At 68.7% G+C, this 20028-nt stretch carries 13 protein-coding genes; 11 read left to right on the top strand and 2 right to left on the bottom strand.

The annotated features are described in order from the left end of the window. Positions 1–327 precede the first annotated feature (327 nt). From ACFVBH_RS27355 to ACFVBH_RS27320, 8 genes are all read left to right on the top strand, one after another. Positions 328–6456 (top strand): amino acid adenylation domain-containing protein, encoded by a 6129-nt coding sequence (locus ACFVBH_RS27355; RefSeq protein WP_379005802.1) that lies wholly within the window; start codon positions 328–330, stop codon positions 6454–6456. A 494-nt stretch (positions 6457–6950) separates the two neighbouring features. Next, positions 6951–8549, top strand: coding sequence for an NACHT domain-containing protein (locus tag ACFVBH_RS27350; protein WP_379005800.1), 1599 nt, complete (start codon positions 6951–6953; stop codon positions 8547–8549). 13 nt (positions 8550–8562) lie between these two features. Beyond that, complete coding sequence (locus tag ACFVBH_RS27345) at positions 8563–9981, top strand: hypothetical protein (RefSeq protein ID WP_379005798.1); 1419 nt, start codon at positions 8563–8565, stop codon at positions 9979–9981. 189 nt (positions 9982–10170) lie between these two features. Continuing rightward, positions 10171–10602, top strand: a complete 432-nt coding sequence (locus tag ACFVBH_RS27340) for a hypothetical protein (protein ID WP_354984872.1) — start codon at positions 10171–10173, stop codon at positions 10600–10602. Beyond that, complete coding sequence (locus ACFVBH_RS27335) at positions 10577–10972, top strand: roadblock/LC7 domain-containing protein (protein ID WP_379005796.1); 396 nt, start codon at positions 10577–10579, stop codon at positions 10970–10972. The genes ACFVBH_RS27340 and ACFVBH_RS27335 overlap by 26 nt, the downstream gene beginning before the upstream one ends. Before the next feature lie 32 nt (positions 10973–11004). After that, entirely contained in the window at positions 11005–11376 is a 372-nt protein-coding gene (locus tag ACFVBH_RS27330) for a hypothetical protein (RefSeq protein WP_354984870.1), read from the top strand. Between the two features lie 103 nt (positions 11377–11479). After that, the gene (locus tag ACFVBH_RS27325; RefSeq protein WP_354984869.1) at positions 11480–13381 is read left to right on the top strand and encodes an alkyl sulfatase dimerization domain-containing protein; all 1902 of its coding nucleotides are present in this window, start codon (positions 11480–11482) and stop codon (positions 13379–13381) included. Positions 13382–13447: 66 nt separating this feature from the next. Continuing rightward, positions 13448–14824: a hypothetical protein gene (locus ACFVBH_RS27320; RefSeq protein WP_379005793.1), complete on the top strand. Its 1377-nt coding sequence runs from the start codon at positions 13448–13450 to the stop codon at positions 14822–14824. Here the strand turns inward: ACFVBH_RS27320 and ACFVBH_RS27315 are convergent. Next, positions 14782–15615 carry a hypothetical protein gene (locus tag ACFVBH_RS27315; protein ID WP_379005791.1) on the bottom strand — a complete coding sequence of 278 codons (834 nt, stop codon included), beginning with the start codon at positions 15613–15615 and terminating at the stop codon, positions 14782–14784. The genes ACFVBH_RS27320 and ACFVBH_RS27315 overlap by 43 nt on opposite strands. Positions 15616–15833: 218 nt before the next feature. Here ACFVBH_RS27315 and ACFVBH_RS27310 point away from each other — a divergent pair, with 218 nt between their 5' ends. The 3 genes from ACFVBH_RS27310 to ACFVBH_RS27300 are packed head-to-tail and all read left to right on the top strand — an operon-like array spanning position 15834 to position 18886. Next, positions 15834–16493, top strand: a complete 660-nt coding sequence (locus ACFVBH_RS27310; protein WP_379005789.1) for a GAP family protein — start codon at positions 15834–15836, stop codon at positions 16491–16493. Between the two features lie 25 nt (positions 16494–16518). Further along, positions 16519–18237: a SulP family inorganic anion transporter gene (locus ACFVBH_RS27305; protein WP_379005787.1), complete on the top strand. Its 1719-nt coding sequence runs from the start codon at positions 16519–16521 to the stop codon at positions 18235–18237. Then, complete coding sequence (locus ACFVBH_RS27300; RefSeq protein WP_379005784.1) at positions 18230–18886, top strand: GAP family protein; 657 nt, start codon at positions 18230–18232, stop codon at positions 18884–18886. Before ACFVBH_RS27305 ends, ACFVBH_RS27300 begins: the two co-directional genes overlap by 8 nt. On the opposite strand, the gene ACFVBH_RS27295 is transcribed toward ACFVBH_RS27300, so the two are convergent. Next, entirely contained in the window at positions 18821–19987 is a 1167-nt protein-coding gene (locus tag ACFVBH_RS27295) for an AI-2E family transporter (RefSeq protein ID WP_379005782.1), read from the bottom strand. The genes ACFVBH_RS27300 and ACFVBH_RS27295 overlap by 66 nt on opposite strands. Between the last annotated feature and the right edge of the window lie 41 nt (positions 19988–20028).

Raw genomic sequence — 20028 nt, 5'->3', positions numbered from 1 at the left:
AGTTTGCGGCGTGGTGTCGATTGCGGTGGGGCGGTGCTGTTTTGCCTCGAACGGATCTGTGCCACCCAAAGGGTTGCGGCGGACAACGATCGATAACATGATGTCCCGACACAGTCAGAGGTGTCGATGCTGGGCCACGCCGTCGGGGGCGGGGAACCCGTGGATTCGGGCGCGAGTGTCGTGCGAATCCGCCGGGCTTCTCTCGGGTGGGAATCCACACGACCTGCGCGCTGGAAACATCGATAGCACTCTCACGACGGGATCCCCATGCGCGACAACCGCTTGCCGACGACACCTCGTGCGGAGCGGAGGCGGCGAGACGGGGAGATGCGGGGGCGCGGCGTGGTCTCCCTGCTCGGCGCGGCCGTCGCACAGCATCCCGACGGGTGTGCGCTGGTCGGGGTGGAACGGACGCTGACTTATCGCGAGCTGGACGAGGAATCCAATCGGCTCGGGCGCAGGCTGTGCGCGCTGGGCGCGGGGCCCGAGGATCGCGTCGCGATCGTGCTGCCCCGCTCGGTGGACTCGGTGTTGGCGACCTGGGCGATCGCGAAGTCCGGGGCCGCGTTCGTGCCCGTGGACCCGGCCTATCCCCGAGCTCGCGTGGAGTACCTGCTCGCCGACAGCGGGTGTGCCTTCGGCGTCACGTTCGCCCGGTACCTCGAGGAGTTGCCCGGCCACATTCGGTGGCTGGTACTCGATGACCCGCGGGTCGCGGCCGAGCTGACCGCGGAGTCGCCCCGGGCGATCTCCTACGTCGACCGGCGTTCGGCGCTGCGCCCGGCGAACCTGGCCTACCTCATCTACACCTCGGGATCGACCGGCCGTCCCAAGGGCGTCGGGGTGACCCACGCCGGTGTGCCCGCGCTGACCGCGGACCTGCACACCTCCTTCGCGACCCACCGGGACGCGCGCGTACTGCTTTTCGCCTCCCCGAGCTTCGACGCCTCGATTCTGGAACTGCTGCTCGCGGTCGGCGCCTGCGCCACCCTGGTGATCGCGCCGCCGACCATCCTCGGCGGCGGCGAGTTGGCGGACTTCCTGCACCGGCACCGCATCAGCCACGCGTTCCTGACACCCTCGGTCCTGGCGAGCCTGGACGCCCGCGAGCTCGAGACCCTGACCACGATCGCGGTCGGCGGCGAGCCCTGCGCACCGGCGCTGGTGCGGCGCTGGAGTTCTCCGCGCCGCCGGTTCCACAACATCTACGGGCCCACCGAATCCACGATCGCGGCCACCCTGACCGGCCCGCTGCGGGAGGCGGACCCGGTGCCCATCGGCCGCCCTGTCGACGGGGTCGGCTATCGAATCCTGGACACGTGGCTGCGCCCGGTGGCCCCCGGCGCGGTCGGCGAGCTGTACGTGAGCGGACCGGCGGTGGCCCGCGGCTATCCCGGACACCCGGAACCGACCGCCACGCGTTTCGTCGCCGACGTCCTGGGCCCGCCCGGCGCCCGGATGTACCGCACCGGAGATCTGGTGCGGCACAACCGCGATGGCGAACTCGAATACCGCGGCCGCGGCGACCACCAGGTCAAGATTCGCGGGCACCGCATCGAACTGGGCGAGATCGACGCGACGCTCGGCCGGATGCCGGGCGTCGTGGACGCGGTGACGGTGGATCGGACCACCTCCACCGGCAGCACCGAACTCGTCGCGTTCGTTCGGACCGAGCACGCGCCGGCGCACACGTTCACCGCGGAACTGCGGGCCTGGCTCGCCGCGGAACTGCCATCCTTCATGCAGCCCAACTCGATTCGCGTACTCGAGGAGTTCCCGCTCACCCCCTCGGGCAAGGTCGACCGGGCCGCGCTCGCCGCGCACACCGCCCGGACCGCGCCGGTCGCGGGCGCGAGCGGGATCGGTGACGACCTCGTGCGGGAGGTCTTCGTCCGCGTGCTGGGCACCCGGGATCTGGACGGCGACAGCGACTTCTTCGCCGCCGGCGGAAACTCGTTGCTGGCCACCCAGGCCGCCGCCCGCCTGAGCGAGATCTGGCAGCTGCGGATCCCGCCGCAGCTGCTGTTCGAGTACCGGACCCCGGCCCTGCTGACCGCCGCGATCCGCACCAGGCACTTCGAAACCGCCCGGCCACCGCTGCTGGCCGGGGTGCGGCCCGAACGGATACCGCTGTCCGCGAACCAACTTCGCTTCTGGCTGCGCAATCAGTTCGACACCGCGGCCGCGGTGGACAACATCGGCTTCGCGCTGCGGTTGGAGGGCGTCGATGTTCCGGCGCTGACCCGCGCCCTGCTCGATGTCGTCACCCGGCACGAAGCGCTGCGCACCCGGTACCCCGCCGACGAACACGGGCCGCACCAGCTCATCGAAAACCCGGAGGCCATCCTCGACCGTTTCGGGGTCCAGGAGGTCCCCGACGCCGGCGTGGACGCGCGCGTACGTGAACTGCTCTGGCAGGGCTTCGATGTGACGAGCGAGGTGCCGCTGCGAGTTCGGCTGCTGCGCACGCCATCCGGGCACCTGCTGGTGTGCGCGCTGCACCACATCTGCGCCGACGGCTCGTCCATGGCCCCGCTGGCCCGCGACCTGGCCGACGCCTACGGTGCTCGACTGGGCGGAGTCGCGCCGACCTGGCCGGCCCTGGCGGTGCAGTACGCCGACTACGCGTTATGGCAGCGGGAGTTGCTGGGCTCACGCGAAGACCCGGATTCGCTGCTGTCGCAACAGCTTCGGTACTGGCAGACCGAACTGGCCGGGCTCCCGGACCAGCTCGACCTGCCCGCCGACCGGCGTCGCCCGAACGTGGCTTCGCTGCGCGGGGCGACCCTGGACCGCACGCTGCCCGCGCACACGCACACCGCGCTGCTCGACCTGGCGCACGCCCAGCAGGCGAGTCTGTTCATGGTCATGCGCACCGCGCTCGCGGTCCTGCTGGCCCGGCTGTCCGGCACCTCGGACATCTCGATCGGCGTGCCGATGACCGTGCGATCCGAGCCCGCGCTCGACGGGGTCGCCGGCATGTTCGTCAATACGACGGTCTCGCGGACCAGTGTGGATCTCGCCGAGAGCTTCACCGACCTGCTCGCCAGAACCCGCACCCGCGACCTGTCCAATTTCGCGCATTCGGAAGTACCGTTCGAACTCGTCGTGGACGCCGTCGACCCGGTCCGATCACCGGGCCGACATCCGCTCTACCAGGTTGGATTCGCGTTCCAGAACTTCACCCAGGCCGCGCTGTCCATGCCCGGCATCACCACCTCGATGCTCGACGTCGCGGCCGAGACCGTGAAATCCGATCTGCACATCGGGGTGATCGACACCCACGGCGAGGACGGTGCGCCCGGCCTCATCGGCATTCGGTTCGGCTACAGCACGGACCTTTTCGACCGGGCCACCATCGAGCGCTTCCTCGACGGCTACATCCGGGTACTGGAATCGATCCTGGCGGACCCGCGGCGCCGGGTGGGCGATCTCGCGCTCGTCCGCGACGACGATCCGGAGCTATCGAGTCACGGTGCCGCGCAAGAGATCCCGGTTCGTACCCTCGCCGGAGTAGTGGCCAGGCACGCGGAACTGCGCCCGGACGAGATCGCGGTGGTCTGCGGCGGCGAATCGATCACCTACCGGCTGCTCGCCGAACGGATCGCCCGGCTCGCGCGCTGGTTGATCCAGGAGCGGGCGGTGGGACCGGAGTCGATCGTCGCGATCGCCATGCATCGCTCGATCGATCAGGTCGTCGCCATGCACGCGACCGTCGACGCCGGTGCGGCCTGGGTGCCGATCGATCCCGACCACCCCGCCGACCGAATCGGCTACGTGCTGGCCTCGGCGCAGCCGCACTGCGTATTGTCCACCACCGCAGATCGTTTCGCGATGGGTGAGGTGCACTTGATCGACACCCTCGACCTGAGCGCCTACTCGGGCGAACCGGTGTCCGGCGCCGAACGGACAGGCGAACTGCGGCCCGATCACGCCGCCTACGTCATGTACACCTCCGGCTCGACCGGGCGGCCGAAGGGCGTGGTGATCACCCACGAGGCCATCGCCAATCAGGTGGAGTGGATGTGCCGGCGCTACGAGGTCGGTGCTCGAGATGTGTACCTGCACAAGACCGCGGCCACCTTCGACGTATCGCTGTGGGGCTACTTCGTGCCGCTGTGGGCCGGATCCCGGCTGATCCTGGCGCTGCCCGGCGAACACCGCGACCCCGACGCGATCTGCCGGGCCGTCGCCGCGCACGGGGTCACCCTGACCGACGTCGTGCCCGCCATGGCCGCGCTCATCGCCCAGCACCCCGAGCCCGAGGCGCTGCGAACCCTGCGCGCGCTGTTCGTCATCGGCGAGGCGCTGCCGCCGGAAACCGTGCGCACCTTCGCCGAGATCTGCTCCGCCGAGGTGCACAATCTCTACGGCCCGACCGAAGCCGCGGTCAGCATCACCGAGCGGCACGTGCGCGCGAGCGACCTGGACGAGCCCCGCCTGCCCATCGGGCTCCCCGCCTGGAACTCGCAGTGCCGGGTGCTGGACGCGCGTCTGCGCCCGGTCCCGCGCGGCGTCACCGGCGAGCTGTTCCTGTCCGGTGTCCAGCTCGCCCGCGGCTACAAGGGCTCGCCGGGGCTGACCGCGGGCCGATTCGTCGCCGATCCCTTCGGCCCGCCCGGCGCCCGCGCCTACCGCAGCGGCGACCTGGCCCGGCTGCGGTCAGACGGGGAACTCGACTTCCTCGGTCGCACCGATCTGCAGGTCAAGGTGCGCGGGCACCGCATCGAACTGGGCGAGATCGAATCGGCGCTGCTCGGCAATCCCGCGATCGCCCAGGCCGCGGTAACCGCCCAGCGCGCGGGCGGCGACGTCCGGCTGCTCGGCTACGTGGTTCCCGCACCGGGTCAGGACGTGGATTCGAAGTCGCTGCGGCGCAAGCTTTCCGACGTATTGCCGGGCTACATGCTGCCCGCGGTGATCACCGTGCTCGCGGCCTTCCCGACGAACTCCAGCGGCAAGGTGGATCGCGCGGCACTGCCGCTGCCCGCCATCGAGGACACGGACGAGATCGGCTCCGCGCCACCCGAATCCCCGGTGGAGATCGCCATCGCGGAGGTCTTCGCCGAGGTGCTCGGCGTGGGCCGGGTCGGTGTCACCGACAGCTTCTTCGATCTGGGCGGGTCCTCGCTCGGCGTCTTCGACGTGCATCGCCGCCTCTCGGCCCGCCTGGAACGGGACGTACCGATGCGGGCGATCCTGAGCGCGCCCACGGTCGCCGGGCTCGCGGCGCACATCGCCAACCCGCCCGCGCCTGCCGTGGTGTCCTCGCACGCGGCCGACGCCGTTCTCGCACAGGAGATCTCACCGGCCGGGTGCGCGCCGGCGGCCCCGGGCGCGGCGTCGGAGATCCTGCTGACCGGCGCCACCGGATTCCTGGGCGTGCACCTGCTCGATGAGCTCCTGCGCAGCACCGACGCCCGGGTGTGGTGTCTGATTCGAGCGGACTCCGACGCCGAGGCCCGCGCCAGGATCATGGCGGCGCTCGGACAGTTCAGGCTGGGCGCCGACGGCATCGAGGATCGGGTCCGTGTCCTGTGCGGCGACCTCTCGCTACCCGACTTCGGTTTGGCGGCAGGTGAGTTCGAGCTTCTGACCGAGCGTATCGACGCGATCTACCACAACGGCGCTCGCGTCAACCACGTCGATCCCTACGAGCGCCTGCGCGCGGCCAATGTCGAGGGCACCAGAACGGTGCTCCGCCTGGCCACCACCGTCCGCGCCAAAGCCGTGCACTTCGTATCCACCCTCGGGGCCGCGATACCGTCCGGGACCCGGCCCGACCTGGTCACCGAATCCGACCGCCTCGCCGCCGGCCAACTCCAGGACAACGGCTACCTGATCTCGAAATGGGTTGGCGAGGAACTGATTCGCCAGGCCGGCGAGCGCGGCCTGCCGGTGACGATTCTGCGGCCCGGAACCGTCAGCGCCCACACGGTGAACGCGGTCGGCAATCCCCAGGACGGATTCTGGAACATGGTCGGCGCCGCCGCGACCCTGGGCCTGGCCCCGGACGTGGGCGAGGCGACGATCTCCCTGGTCCCGGTCGACTACGTGGCACGCGCGATCGTCGCGATCGGGTCGGGCCCACACCGGGAAACCGTCTACCACCTGGTGAACCACCAGCCCACCTCGATCCCCGCGGTCCTGGACAGCCTGCGATCACACGGCGTCGAGGTGCGGGTCGAGCCCCTGGACGTGGTCCGCCGGGAACTCGAACGCCGAGCGAGCACGGCGACCGACTCCGACCGCGACGTACTGGCCCGCGCCGCCCTCCTGTCGCCCACCTACGCGGGCCTGGCCGCCCACGCCCGCTGGTCCGACACCAACACCCGTGCGGCCCTTGCCGGTACGACCATCGAATGCCCGCCGATCGACCGCACGGTCCTGAGCCGCTACATGGGTAAGCTGGCGGCAGCAGCCCGCGGCGGCGAGCAGCGCTTGACCCCGGTGTAGTCGCTCGGAAAGGTCTGCCCGCTCGGTCGCCGTGCCCATCACACGCGATGGTCATGGCGACCGAGTTCAATTGCGAGCATTGTCCTTTCCCGTCACACGTGGCATTTCGTGCCAATCAGGGGACATTCTGTGCACGGTGGCGACCCCCGGGCGAATTCGTGACTCCGCGATGCTTCAATGAATTCCGCAGCGCTCGAGGTCGCGATGATGGTTCCGGCTGCCTCGGGAAAGTAGAGGGGATCGTTGCCGTTGAGCGGGATCGCATTTCGTCACTCGTACGCGAAGGCGCGGCCGGGGTGTATTCGGAGAAATGTCCGGCCTACCGGAATATCCCGGTCGGTCGCCTTAGGGATGGGCAACGCGACCGTTATCTCATTGTGTCGCATGCCTGCCCGCGGAACCCGCGAGCGCGCTCTACTCTATTGCTGCGATAGCAGCGGCCGTGGGGAATCAGGCGTGCCACAGTCGGGTTCCGTCGTGCCGGGACGTACGCAATGACCTCACGACATGTCATCTCGATCGGGGCGACCATGGATCAGCAGCGGACGCGTCTCCTGGACCTCACCGCGCAGAATCCCGAATTCCGGGTATGGCTGGCCCGGGCCAGCTCGGTGGCCGCCGCTTCCGCTGCCGTTGCGACCCTGGCGGTTACCGCGGACGCCGGGCTTTCCGCACCGCTTTCGCTGGCACTGGGCGTGGTTCCCGCTGCTGTGGCCTTGGCCAAGCTCGACCGGTTCTCGCGGCAGCCGGACTCGCACCGCGTGGCCGACGCGAACAAGTCGGTCAAACGCCTGCGCAACCACTATGGCGCACTGGCGAAGTCGTACTGCGTCGATGCGCCCGATATCGCACCGCAGGTCACGATAGCGTCGCATAGCACCGTGGTCGACGGGCGCATCGATCCCGCGGGTTCGATCGAGCACTCCGAAACCGTCGGCGATGAATGCCTCGTTCCGCTGCTGTACCGCGACGACGTGCGGCGCACGGTGCTGCTCGGAAACCCGGGGTCCAGCAAGAGCGTGCTGTCCTTGAAGCTGGCGGCATTCATCGCCAACGACTACTTGCAGAAGCAGGCACACAAGGTGCCGCTCGTGCTTCCGCTACGAGACTGGAGCGCGGGACTCGCGCTGCCGGAGTGGATCATCGAGCAAGCGTCCTACCTGTACGCGATCCCGACCACGGTGACCAGGCGCTGGCTCGACGACGGCATCCTCATCCTGTTCCTGGACGGGTACGACGAGGTACGGACCGACCGGCGGGGTCTCCTACTCGGCGAGATCGCACGATGGAACGCCGGCGTCGACACCCGCATGGTCATCACCTGCCGTGCCTCGGATCCGGAATTGAGCACGCTGTTGTCCGCGATCGGCGTGGACAGGATCGCCACACTGCAGGCGGTTCCCGCCGAACAGTCGATGGACTACCTGGAATCGGCGATGGGGCTGATCACCATCGCGAAGGACGCACCGCCGTACCGTCCCGACGTAGCGCGGGTGGTTCGGATCCTGCGGGATCTGATGGTCGACGACAGCATTCGTGAACAGGTGATGCTGGGTCTGGCCGCGGCCTCGCGGGCCGAGAACGTGGCTACGGTCCCCGGTTGTCTGCGTGAGCGGGACGAGCGAGACCCCGCCGCGGCGGCGCTGGCCCTGGGCAATCAGCTGTACGCGGCGGGCAATTACGGCGGCGCGAAAATCGCCTACCTGGAGGCGGGCCGAGCGAAGCATTCGAGCAAGCACTCCGTCGCCATACTGCTGTACGGCATTTGTGAAGCCTTCCTGGGAAACAAGGATGCCGCACGGAAAGCGGTGTACGACTACGTCGAGGCGAGCCTGCGGGATCCGATCACGCCGAGCGAAGCCGGTAACCGGGTCAATCTCGGAACGTCGGATGAGCGGCAGGTCCTGGCGGCGATGCGGTCGGGCATCAGCTACGACCTGTGCCAGGTCTGTAGTCGCTCGAAATTGGTTCCGAGCCGAGTAACCGCCGCATTGCAGTCACTGCGCGAAATCGGCGCGATCGATACGCCTTTCGAGCGGCTGGACGGCATCAGATATCGGCGCAGCGACGCATTCGCGATGAGTGGCGACTAGGCGGAACCTGCACTTGAACTTCCCGCTGTGGGTGCTTGCCGCTCTGATCGCGGTGCTTTCTTCGCTCATGTTGCGAGCTGTCGGAAATGAGAAGGCGCTGCGCTGGAAAGCGTGGCTGCCTTTCTCGTACGTGATTCTTTTCGACGCGATCGCAAGCACCGCGCTCCTGGCATTGAACGCTGTGGTGCAACAGTTTCGCCACGGCGAATTGGGTGAGATGGCGGGGCTCGCGCCGACTCTGCTCCCGACGGTGCTGTGTGGAATCGCGGCCCCGGCCGTATTGCGGACGCAGACTCCCGCGAGTTGGCGGGGTTTTCTCGGCGGACGCCGGCTGATGGGCCCGGTGCGCAAATTGCAGCAGCAGGCCGAACGGGATGTGGAGGACATCTGCACCGCCGAGGAAACGATCTGGCTGCGTGAGGAGATCGTTCAGGTGGCGTGCCTGAGCGTCGAGGATCTGGGGGACTGGGCCGAGCGGTACATGAAGCGGCGATCGTTGCCCGAGCTGTCGAGACCGCGGGCACGTCAGGCGAGCATCAAGCAGATCCGGGACATCGTCGCAGACACGGACTCCCGGGATGAGGTGCGCCGCATGACGATCGTGCAGGTGCTACTGGACAACGTCGGCCATCGCGCGGTTCGCCAGTTGTTCAAATACGGGCGAGCGAAAGCCCCGGGTGCGATCGTCAGGCACCGGGGCCGAACGCACCGGTTCCTGTGTGCGACGGTGTTCGCGGCACGCGACGAGTTGTCGATGTTGCGCCGTGACATCCGTTTGCCCACCGGGTACCAGTCCGAACTGCTGGACAACAGACTTCGGATCTGCCGCCCGGACCGAGTCATCGATGACGCCGTGCGCGAGCTGGCCCGGGTCATGGGCGGCGAGCTGGGCGGGAGGGGCTCGGTCGAGGGCATCTATCAGGGGTGGATCGTGATCCGCCCGTCGATCGGGCGACGAGCCGGGGCGACGGTCCTGCGCAACGCGCGGTGCTTCGCCCAGTTGCTGCGCGACTGCGACTCCCTGGGCAAGCTCGTGGTGCAACCCAATGGCGTTGTTCTGGATGATGTTTCGGGTCTGTTCGCGACAGCCGGGCTGCTGGCCTCTCCCATGAACTCGCCCAGAACCAGTAGTCCCTATTGCGGTGACGCCTTCGCCGGACAGGGCGCGTGGCTGGCGATCGATATCGGATTCGACTCCGACTGCGCGTACAAGCGGCACTTCTACGGCGGAGCGGGTGTGCCGCTGTATTTGCTGGTCGACATCGCCAAAGGTCAACTGACGATTCATTCGGAGCTGCACGAGGGGGCGTACCGGTGCGTCGACGAGGTCGAGTTCGGCGCGAAACTGTCCCTGCCGCATCCACTCGAGGTCATCGTGGACACCAGCGAGCTGCGCAAGCCTCGATTCGGCGGGCTGCTGCACCGTCGGTGATCGCTTGCGGCGGCGATCGACCCGGCGATTCGCTCGACGTGGGTGGCGTCTCCGGTCGTGCCGCAGGAATTCGAACGCCCAGCGCCGCAACGAGTTCGGTCCCGCGCCGATATGCGGTGGGTAGCCGTGCTGTGTACGCTGCGGCTATCAAGATCGTGAACAGGGTGGTAGGTGCAAGGAATCGACGGCTTGCTGCAGCGGGTGATGGAAATCCCGGGTGCGGTGAGCGTGAGTTTGGCGGACGGGGCCAGCGGTCTGCTGATCGCCGCGGCCGGTGCGCACCCGACGGTGGACGGGCACGCTGACGCGGCGCTGACCACCGACATTCTGCGATCGATCAGTTCGTGTCCCGCGCTGTCGGGTCCGGCCCCCGACGACCCCACCGAGATCATCGTCTGCCGTCCCGGCGCCTACCACCTGATCCACCCGATCGACGGTGACTACGCCGCCCGCCTGTTCCTGCACGCCGTGTTCGACGAACGCATCGGCAACCTCGGACTGTCCCGCCATCGAATACGCCAACTCGTCGCCGAGACGATGCCCGCGAGTTCGGGACCATCCGGAACCACCACCTCACCGACAGAAGCGAATCCGCATGCCCGCCACGCCCGACCCGACTGAAGTGGACCTGCTGCTGGCCGCCCTGCGGCGGCAGCTGCCCGACCTGATCGGCTCGGTGGTGGCCTCGAGCGACGGCTTGCTCGTCACCCATGATCTGCCCGCCCGGATCGAGCCGACCGGCATGGCCGCGCTGATCTCGACGCAGCTGGCGCTGTCGCAGCGCCTGGTCGACACCGCCCTCGGAACGGATCTCGAGGAGCTCGTCGTGTGCGGGCCCGCCGGGCACGTCGCGGTCTACGCGGCCGGGCCCAAGGCCATCCTGGGCGTCCTGGGAACCGGAAGCGCCACGGTCGGCCGCACCCACCTCGAATCCCGACCGATCGCCCAGCGCATCGCCGAGGTACTCGGCAGAGCCACCGGCGACCGATGATTCCCACACCCAGAAGGAAGAGGACAACACGGATGAGCAGCATTGACGTCGCATTGAAGGACATGATGTCGATCGACGGCGCGATCGGCGCGGCGCTGGTCGACTACACCAGCGGCATGGCGCTCGGCACCGCCGGCGGCACGAAGAGCTTCGACCTCCAGATCGCCGCGGCCGGCAACACCGAGGTGATGCGGGCGAAGATGCGCACCATCGAACACCTCGGACTGCACGAGGAGATCGAGGACATCCTGATCACCCTGGCCGGCCAGTACCACGTGATCCGCCCGCTCTCGAGCCGTCCGAAGGCCGGGCTCTTCCTGTATCTCGCGCTCGATCGCGAGCGCGCCAACCTGGCGCTGGCCCGGCACCGGTTGCGCGCCATCGACTCCGACATCGAGGTCTGAGGCCGACGCGGGATCCGCACGGTCTGCGGGCCGTGCGCCCGATTACCGCCGTTCACCCGGTTCGGGTGAACCGCCGCCGCGCTGCGGGCGACACACTCGCCCGATGGCTGCGACTCCGAAACCTGCAACCGAGTCCATCGTCCGCCGGAACAAGGAGCTGCTGGACCGGTTACCGTTCTCCGACACCCAGGACTTCGAGGACGCCACCCGGGGACTGATCGGACGGCGCGAACCCAACGCGGTCACCGCCGATGACGGAACAGTGCTGTGGGACAACGACACCTACGCATTCGTCGAAGGCGACGCGCCGGACACGGTGAATCCGAGCCTGTGGCGGCAATCCAGGCTCGTGTCGATCGACGGCCTGTTCGAGGTGGTACCCGGCGTCTATCAGGTGCGCGGACTCGACCTGTCCAACACCTCGTTCATCGAGGGCGACGAGGGCGTCGTTGTGATCGACACCCTGCTCTCCGCCGAGACCGGGGCCGCGGCGCTCGAGCTGTACCGGCAGCATCGCGGCGATCGCCCGGTCAAAGCGATCATCTACACCCACTCCCACGTCGATCACTTCGGCGGCGTGAAGGGCTTCGTGTCCCAGCAGGAGGTCGACGACGGGGCGGTGCGGATCTTCGCGCCCGAGGGATTCACCGAGCACGCGGTATCGGAGAACGTGTACGCGGGCACGGCGATGGGCCGGCGCGCGGGGTACTCCTACGGCGCGGCGCTCGCCCGCGGTCCGCAGGGCCAGGTCGGCGCGGGCCTGGGGCAGACGACCTCGACCGGCACGGTCACCCTCATCGCGCCCACGGACTTCATCACCACCACCGGCCACGAGGAAACCGTCGACGGGGTGCGCATGATCTTCCAAATGGCGCCGGACACCGAAGCGCCCTCGGAAATGCTGGTCTACCTGCCCGACTTCAACGCCCTGTGCGCGGCCGAGGACGCCACCCACACCTTCCACAATCTGCTGACCCTGCGCGGTGCGGTGGTGCGCGACCCGCACGGATGGGCCGGCTACATCACCGAGACCATCGACCTGTTCGGCGGTGACGCGGAAGTTGTTTTCGCGTCCCATCATTGGCCGGTCTGGGACAACGAGCGGGTCCAGCAGTTCCTGACCACCCAGCGCGATCTGTACGCGTACGTCCACGATCAGACGCTGCGGTTGATGAACAAGGGACTCACCGGGCCCGAAATCGCCGAGGCCATCGAGCTGCCGCCCTCGCTCGAGAACGCCTGGAGCGCGCGCGGATACTACGGCTCGCTCAGCCACAACGTCAAAGCCGTCTACCAGCGCTACCTGGGCTGGTTCGACGGCAACCCGGCCAGCCTGTGGGAGCACACCCCCGTCGAACAATCCATCCGCTACCTGCGGTTCATGGGCGGCGCGGACGAGGTGGTCGACAAGGCGCGAAAGTCGTTCGAGGAAGGCGACTTCCGCTGGGTCGCCCAGGTGCTGAACCATGTGATCTTCGCCGAACCCGGCCACGCCGCGGCACGGGAACTGCTGGCCGACACCTACGAACAGCTCGGCTACGGTTCGGAGAACGGAACCTGGCGCAACTTCTACCTTTCCGGAGCGACCGAGCTGCGGGACGGCCAGTTCGGCACCCCGACCCAGACCAACGCACCCGATATCCTGAACCACCTCTCGCCAGAAATGTTGTTCGACGCCATCGCGATTCAGGTCGACGGCCCCAGGGCTTGGGACGAGACCTTGTCGATCGACATCGTGCTCACCGACACCGATCAGGCCTATCGCATCCGCCTGGCGAACGGTGTTCTCACGTACAGCAAGCATCCGCAGCCCGACCCCGCGGAAGCTACCGTGACCACTTCCACCAAGGACCTCCCGAGACTGGTACTCGGTGGTCTGTCCGCGGAAGGAATCGCCACCGCCGGCGGAAATCTCACCGGAGACGACTCCGTGCTGCGGCGGTTGGTCGCCGTGCTCGACCCCGGTGACAAGAACTTCGCGATCGTCACCCCCGACGCGCACTAGCTGTAACCGCGACCTCGGCACGTCCGCGCGCGCCGACCCGAACGCCGAACGAACGGGGCTGATGTCATGGACGACGAGCGGCCCGCGGGCCCGTTGGACGAGACCGAACGCGCCGAGCTCACGCGCCTGCGCCGGGAAGCGGCCGCTCGCCGCGGCTCGGTCGACGGTCCGCGCTCGGGGCGGTCCTGGATTCGCTGGACGGCCACGGTCATCCTGCTGATTTTCGTTGTCGTGCTGGGTATCTCGGCCGTCCTGGCCCGCTTCGTGCGCGGGGAGCTGCTGGACACGGATCGATACGTGCAGACCGTGACACCGCTGAGCTCGGACCCGGTGATCCAGGACGGGCTCGCCGACCGGGTCACCGCCGCGATCATGGACCGGATCGACGTCCAGGCGGTCACCGCGCAGGCGCTGACCGCGATCACCGACAGCGCGCCCCGGGTCCCGGCGGCCGTGATCGGCTTGGCGCCCGTGGTCGAGGAACAGGCCGAGCACTTCGTCCACGAGACGGCCGAATCGGTCCTGGCCTCGGACGCGTTCGACACGCTCTGGATCCAGGCGAATCGGCAGGCGCATCAGAAGTTCGTCACCGTCATGCGCGGCGAGGGTCCCGCTGCCATCGACATGGACGAGGACGGCTTCGTGCGGATCGAGCTCGGCCCGATCGTCGACCGGGTGCGAGTAGCCCTGGTGGACAAGGGCTTTGCCTTCGCCGACCGGGTGCCCGAGATCAACGGGTCGTACGTGCTGTTCCAATCCGAGGAGCTGGTCACCGCCCAGCGCTACGTGTCGATGCTCGATCGCGCCGCGGGCATCCTGCCGTGGGCGACCGTGCTCGCGGCCGCCTGCGCGATCTGGGCCGCGCCCAGAGGCGCGCGCCGCCGGGTGTTCACGTGGGTGGGAGCGGCGCTGGTCGCGGCCATGGCACTGCTCGCCGTCGCGCTCGGAATCGGGCGATCGGCCTATCTGGACGCCGTACCCGCAAACGTCCTGTCCGGACCGGCGGCCGCGACACTGATCGACGCGGTCCTCGAACCCCTGCGCACCACCCTGCGCGCGGTGCTCGTGCTCGGCGTGGTCATCGCCGCCGCCGGATTCCTCACCGGGTCCTCCCGCACCGCCGTCGCGATCCGCGGCGGCTACGGGCGCGCCCTGGCCGCCGCGCGATCGCGGCGCGCCGACCGCGATCCCCGGTCGATCGAAGCGTTCGCCGCCCGTTTCCGCACCCCGCTACGGGTGGCGATCATCGCCGCCGCGGTGCTGACGCTCGCACTGTGGTCGTACCCGAGCGGGCTGGTGGTGATCGTGACGGTGCTCATCGCGGTCGTGGCGTTGCTCGTGGTGGAACTGGTGGGCCGGACGCCCCCCGCCGAGGCCGTCACCGCCGAACCCGGTACCGCTCACGACCCGGTGCCGGGCGCCCCGCCCGATCCCCGCAGATAGCGGCCGACGGGATTGTCGTCGTCGGCGACCGCCTCGATGATCGCGGCCGCGCCCACGATCACCATCGACATGACGAAAAGCCAACTGACCGAAGTGAATGCCAGCCCGAGCGGGCCGAAATGCTGCTGCGCGTTGGCCGTTATCCGCGGCAGCAGGATTCGGCCCGCCACATGCACCGCGGTCAAGCCGACGGCGGTCAAAAGCCCTGTGGCCCAAAGCAATCGCCCCGACAGCGCGCCCTTGGTCAGCAGATAGGGCGCGAACGCCCACACCAGCGTCCAGACCGCGACTTCCCCGAGCAGGGCCAGGGGACGGCCCGCGTAGTCGAGCCGGGACAGCCCGCGGGTCTGCGCGACCAGGCTCACCGACAGCGCGACCGCCACCAGCGCGGCGAGCCACCGCCACGCGTCGCGCGGCCCCATGGACGGCACCGACCAGACCGCGCCGTAGACGCGGCCCAGTGCCCGGGCGAACGAGGTGCCGCTGAGCAGCACCATCACCAGGCCCAGCACGCCGAACGCGGCGAACGACGGATCACTGGTTTCCGCCTCGGTGACGCCCAGTCGTCCGGCGTCGAAGCCGAACTGATCGCTCAGGGTGTCCGCGGCGGTATGCCAGCCGCTGAACACCGACGCCGCGATGATCACCGGCAGGACCGAGATGAAGATCTGCGCGGCCAGCGCCAAAGACCGGTCCACCCATTGGATTTCGATGAGCCCGGACACCACCCGCCACGCGGTTCGCCCGGCCGGCGTGCGGCGCAACCGGTCCACCACGGCGCGTGCGGTCATACCGCCGATCGTGTCGTCCCACGGGGTTCGCCCACCTCACCCGAATCGGATGAAGCACATCGCGACCCGGATCACCATCATCGGGCAGCACCCGGGCGAATCGGAGACATCGGCATTCGCCCGGGCCCAGCATCCGCCCGCGCGAGCGGGGCCGGGCGTCGCCGATTTCACCCGAATCGTGCGAGCAGTCCCGCTCGCGGCGCTCCTACGGTGAGCCCATGGGCAGTGTCCTGGGCGATCTTCTTCCCCTCGCCGTGGGTGTCGCGATCTCACCGATCCCGATCGTCGCGGCGATCCTGATGATTCTCTCGCGCAACGCCTCCGGCACCGGCACCGGTTTCGCACTGGGCTGGGTGGCGGGCATCGCGGTGGTGACCACGGTGATCGTGGCCCTCTCGGGGGTGCTGGGCGGATCGCAGGACCGCGAGCCCTCCACCGCCGAATCGTGGATCAAGATCGCGTTGGGTGTGGCCCTGGTGGCTCTGGCCGCCGCCCAGTGGCGCAGGCGCACCGACCGGGAACCCCCGGGCTGGATGACCGCAATCGACGAATTCACCGTCGTCAAGGCCGCGGGGCTCGGCGTGCTGCTGTCCGCGGTCAACCCCAAGAACCTGCTGCTGTGCGTCTCGGCGGGGGTGACGATCGGCTCGGCGGACCTGAGCGTGGGGGAGCGGGTGTTCACGGTCGCGGTGTTCACGGTGCTGGCCGCGGCGAGCGTGCTCGCGGTCGTGCTCGGCTACCGGGTCGCCGCGGATCGGCTGCGCCCGACCCTGGATTCCACCCGCCGCTGGTTGCAAGCGAACAACCACGCGGTGATGGCGATCGTGCTGCTGGTGATGGGCGCCGTGGTGATCGGCAAGGGAATCGGCGGACTGTGACGCCCCGGCGGAAGGGATGGGACTTGTGACCGGCTGGCCCGTATTCCAATCCCTGCAGGGTTACCAGACCCGTTGGCTGCGACCCGATCTCATCGCGGGCCTGACCGTGTGGGCGGTCATGGTCCCCGAGGCGCTGGCCTACGCCTCGATCGCCGGGGTACCGCCGGTGATCGGCCTGTACGCGGCCCTGCCGGCCCTGGTGCTGTACGCGCTCGCGGGCAGCTCCCGGCATCTGATCGTCGGGCCGATGTCGGCGACCGCGGCCCTGTCCGCGGCGATCATCACCCCGCTCGCGGCCGGGGACACCGACCGCTACATCGCCCTGACCACCGCGCTGGCCATCGCGACCGGGCTGGTCGGATTGCTGGCCGGGCTCATTCGCCTGGGCTTCGTGGCATCGTTCATCTCCGAACCGGTCCTCAAGGGATTCATCGTCGGCCTGGCGCTCACCATCATCATCGGGCAGGTCCCGAAACTGCTGGGCATCCACAAACACGAAGGCAATTTCTTCCGGCAGGCGTGGGGAGTCCTGACCCACCTGGGCGAAACCAATTGGCGCGCAGCTCTTGTCGGACTGCTCTCCTTGGCGGTGGTGCTGGGCCTGCGGCGCTGGCTGCCGCTGGTGCCGGGGTCACTGCTGGCGGTGCTGCTGGGCATTCTCGCGGTCCGGGTGCTGCACCTGGACGAGCACGGCGTCGCGATCGTGGGGCACATCGACTCGGGTCTGCCGAGTGTGGGTTTGCCCGGCGGCCTCGAGCTGCACGACTACCTCGATCTGCTCGGCCCCGCGGTCGGCGTGGTGCTGATCGGTTTCGCCGAAGGTCTCGGCGCGGCGAAAACGTATGCGGCCAAAGCGGGTTACACCGTGGACGCGAACAGGGAGCTCTTCGGGCTCGGCGCGGCCAATCTCGGCGCCGGACTCGCCTCGGGCATGGTTGTCAACGGCAGCCTGTCCAAGACCGCCGTCAACGGCTCCGCGGGCGCCAAGACCCAGCTCAGCGGCCTGACCGTCGCCGTGCTCACCGTGGTCACCCTGCTCTTTCTCACCGGTCTGTTCGAGAAGCTGCCCGAGGCGACCCTGGCCGGTGTCGTGATCGCGGCGGTGATCGAGCTGGTCGACATCTCGGCGCTGCGCGGGCTGTACCGGGTGTGGACCGAACGCTTGGGCAGCATCTACGGCCGCGCCGCGCGCGCGGACTTCCTCGGCGCCATCGGCGCCATGGCGGGCGTGCTGCTGTTCGACACGCTGCCCGGCCTGCTGATCGGGATCGGCATCTCCATGCTGCTGCTGGTCTATCGCGCCTCCCAGCCCCACGTGGCGCAGCTGGCCCAGCAGGGCACGCTGTGGCTCGATGTCGAACGCCACCCGGACCTGCCGCTGCGCGCTGACGTGCTGGTCGTGCGGGTGGAATCGGGCCTGTTCTTCGCCAACGCCGACTACGTGCGCGAGCGCATCGAGCACCTGTGCACCGACCGCACCCGCCTGGTGGTGCTGGACGCGGAAACCTCGCCGTCGGTCGACGTCACCGCCGCCGCGATGCTGAACGCGCTGCGGGACAGTCTCGCTCACCGCCGCATCGACTTCCGTATCGCGCGTTCGATCGGGCAGTTCAGCGACGAGCTGACCTCGGCCCGCGCCAGCACGGACGGCGTCCCCGTCTATCCGACGATCAGCGCCGCGACCGCCGACCTGCCCGCCCCGGTCACCGAATCCGAACCGCGAAAGAGAGATCCGCGTGGGTGAGCTGCTGCTGCAACTGCTGCCCGAACTGGTCGGGCTGCTGATCACCCCGGGCGCGGTGATCGGCTGCATCCTGCTCCTGCACTCGCGCAGGCCGATTCCCAACGCCGCCGCGTTCGGCGCGGCCTTCGTCCTGGTCTACGCCATGATCGCGATCTCGGCGCTGCTGGGCGGCGCGTCCGATCCCGGCGCGACGCCCGAGGAGGTGTCGCACGGCGCCGGGCTGGTGGTCGGTCTGCTGTTCCTGGCGGTCGGCTGCTGGACCGCCACGCGCAAGCCACCGCCGGTGGGTTCCCGTCCCCGCCTGCTCGCGGAACTCGAATCCGCCGGGCCGCGCAAGGCTTTCGTCATCGGCATCGCGCTCGCGGTGATCAATCCGAACCTGTTCATCATGATGGCGGCCATGAGCTCGATCTCGAGCTCGGGATCCGGCGCCGGGGCGGCGCTCGTCGCGACCCTGGCCCTGCTGGTGGCCGCCTCGCTGGACTTCCTCATCCCGATGGGTGTGTTCGTCATCCTCGGTGAACGCGCCCGCACCGCCCTCGATCGCGCCGAAACGTGGATGCTGGCCCACAGTCGGGCGTTGTCACTGGGGGTGCTGTTCGGGTTCGGTGCGTTGTTCACCGTGCGCGGGGTGATCGATCTGCTCTGACCGCACGGTGATCGGGACCTGTGCCTCGAGTTCCGGCGGTGAACTGCCGATCAGCGCGCTCACCCAGCGGGTGGTGGGGTCGATGTCGAGCAGCAGCGCGCGCACGAGCAGGGTCAGCGGTATGGCCAGCAGCGCCCCGAGCGCCCCCAGCACCCACGTCCAGAAGATCAGCGACAGGAAGGTGACCGTGACGCTCAACCCGACCGCGTCCCCGACGAACTTGGGCTGAATCACCGACTGGATCACGAAATTGATCACGCAGTACACCACGATCACCCACAGCATCAGCCGCGGGCCGCCCTCGAGCAGCGCCATCAGCGCGGGCGGGATCACCCCGACCACGAAGCCGATGTTCGGGATGAAGTTCGTGATGAACGACAGCACCGCCCACAGTAGCGGCAGCGGCACACCCATCCACCACAGCGCCGCGCCGTCCAGTACCGCGACGATGAGCCCGAAAACCGTTGACACCAGCAGATATTGGCGAGTGCCCGAGGCGAACGTGCGCAGGGCGTACGCGATATCGGGGCGGACCCGCTCGACGGCGGTGACCCGGCTGCGGAACGACATGCCGTCGAACGACATGAACAACAGCAGCGCCAGCACGAACACCAGGTTCGAGAGCACCCCGGCCATCGAGCGCAGCGCCGATTCGAGCAGGGCGATCAACTGCCCGAAGTCGAGTCCGCTGAGCAGGTCCTGAATCTGGTCCTTGCCCACGCCCCACCCGGACAGCAGTGAGCGGACGCCGTCGAGCAGGTCGTCGAAACGTCCCGAGTAGTCCGGTAATTGGGTCGCCAGCTGGGCCGCGGACACCACCAGCACCGCCAGCAATCCGAGCACGATCGCGTACGACGCCAGCAGGGCCAGCACCATGCCGAGCCACGCGGGCAGCCCGCGCTTGCGCGCCCAGTTCTGGATCGGCTGCACGGTGATGGCGAGCATCAGGGCCAGGAACACCGGTCCGACGATCGAGGCGAACACCTTGATGCCGGCCACCGCGATCACCGCGCTGGCCGCCGCCAGCAGCACGATCAGGCCCCGGGGAATCGACCAGGGCGCTCGGACGCCGGGAAGCTGTGCGTCGTCGGGGTTCGACACCGTCGTCCACCTCCCGCTCGTCGACCGCGCGATGCTGTGCC

The sequence above is a fragment of the Nocardia sp. NPDC057668 genome, assembly GCF_042799795.1.
Classification (GTDB): Bacteria; Actinomycetota; Actinomycetes; order Mycobacteriales; family Mycobacteriaceae; genus Nocardia.
Note: the sequence above shows the minus strand (reverse complement) of the source record. Positions and strands in the feature narration are given on the sequence as shown.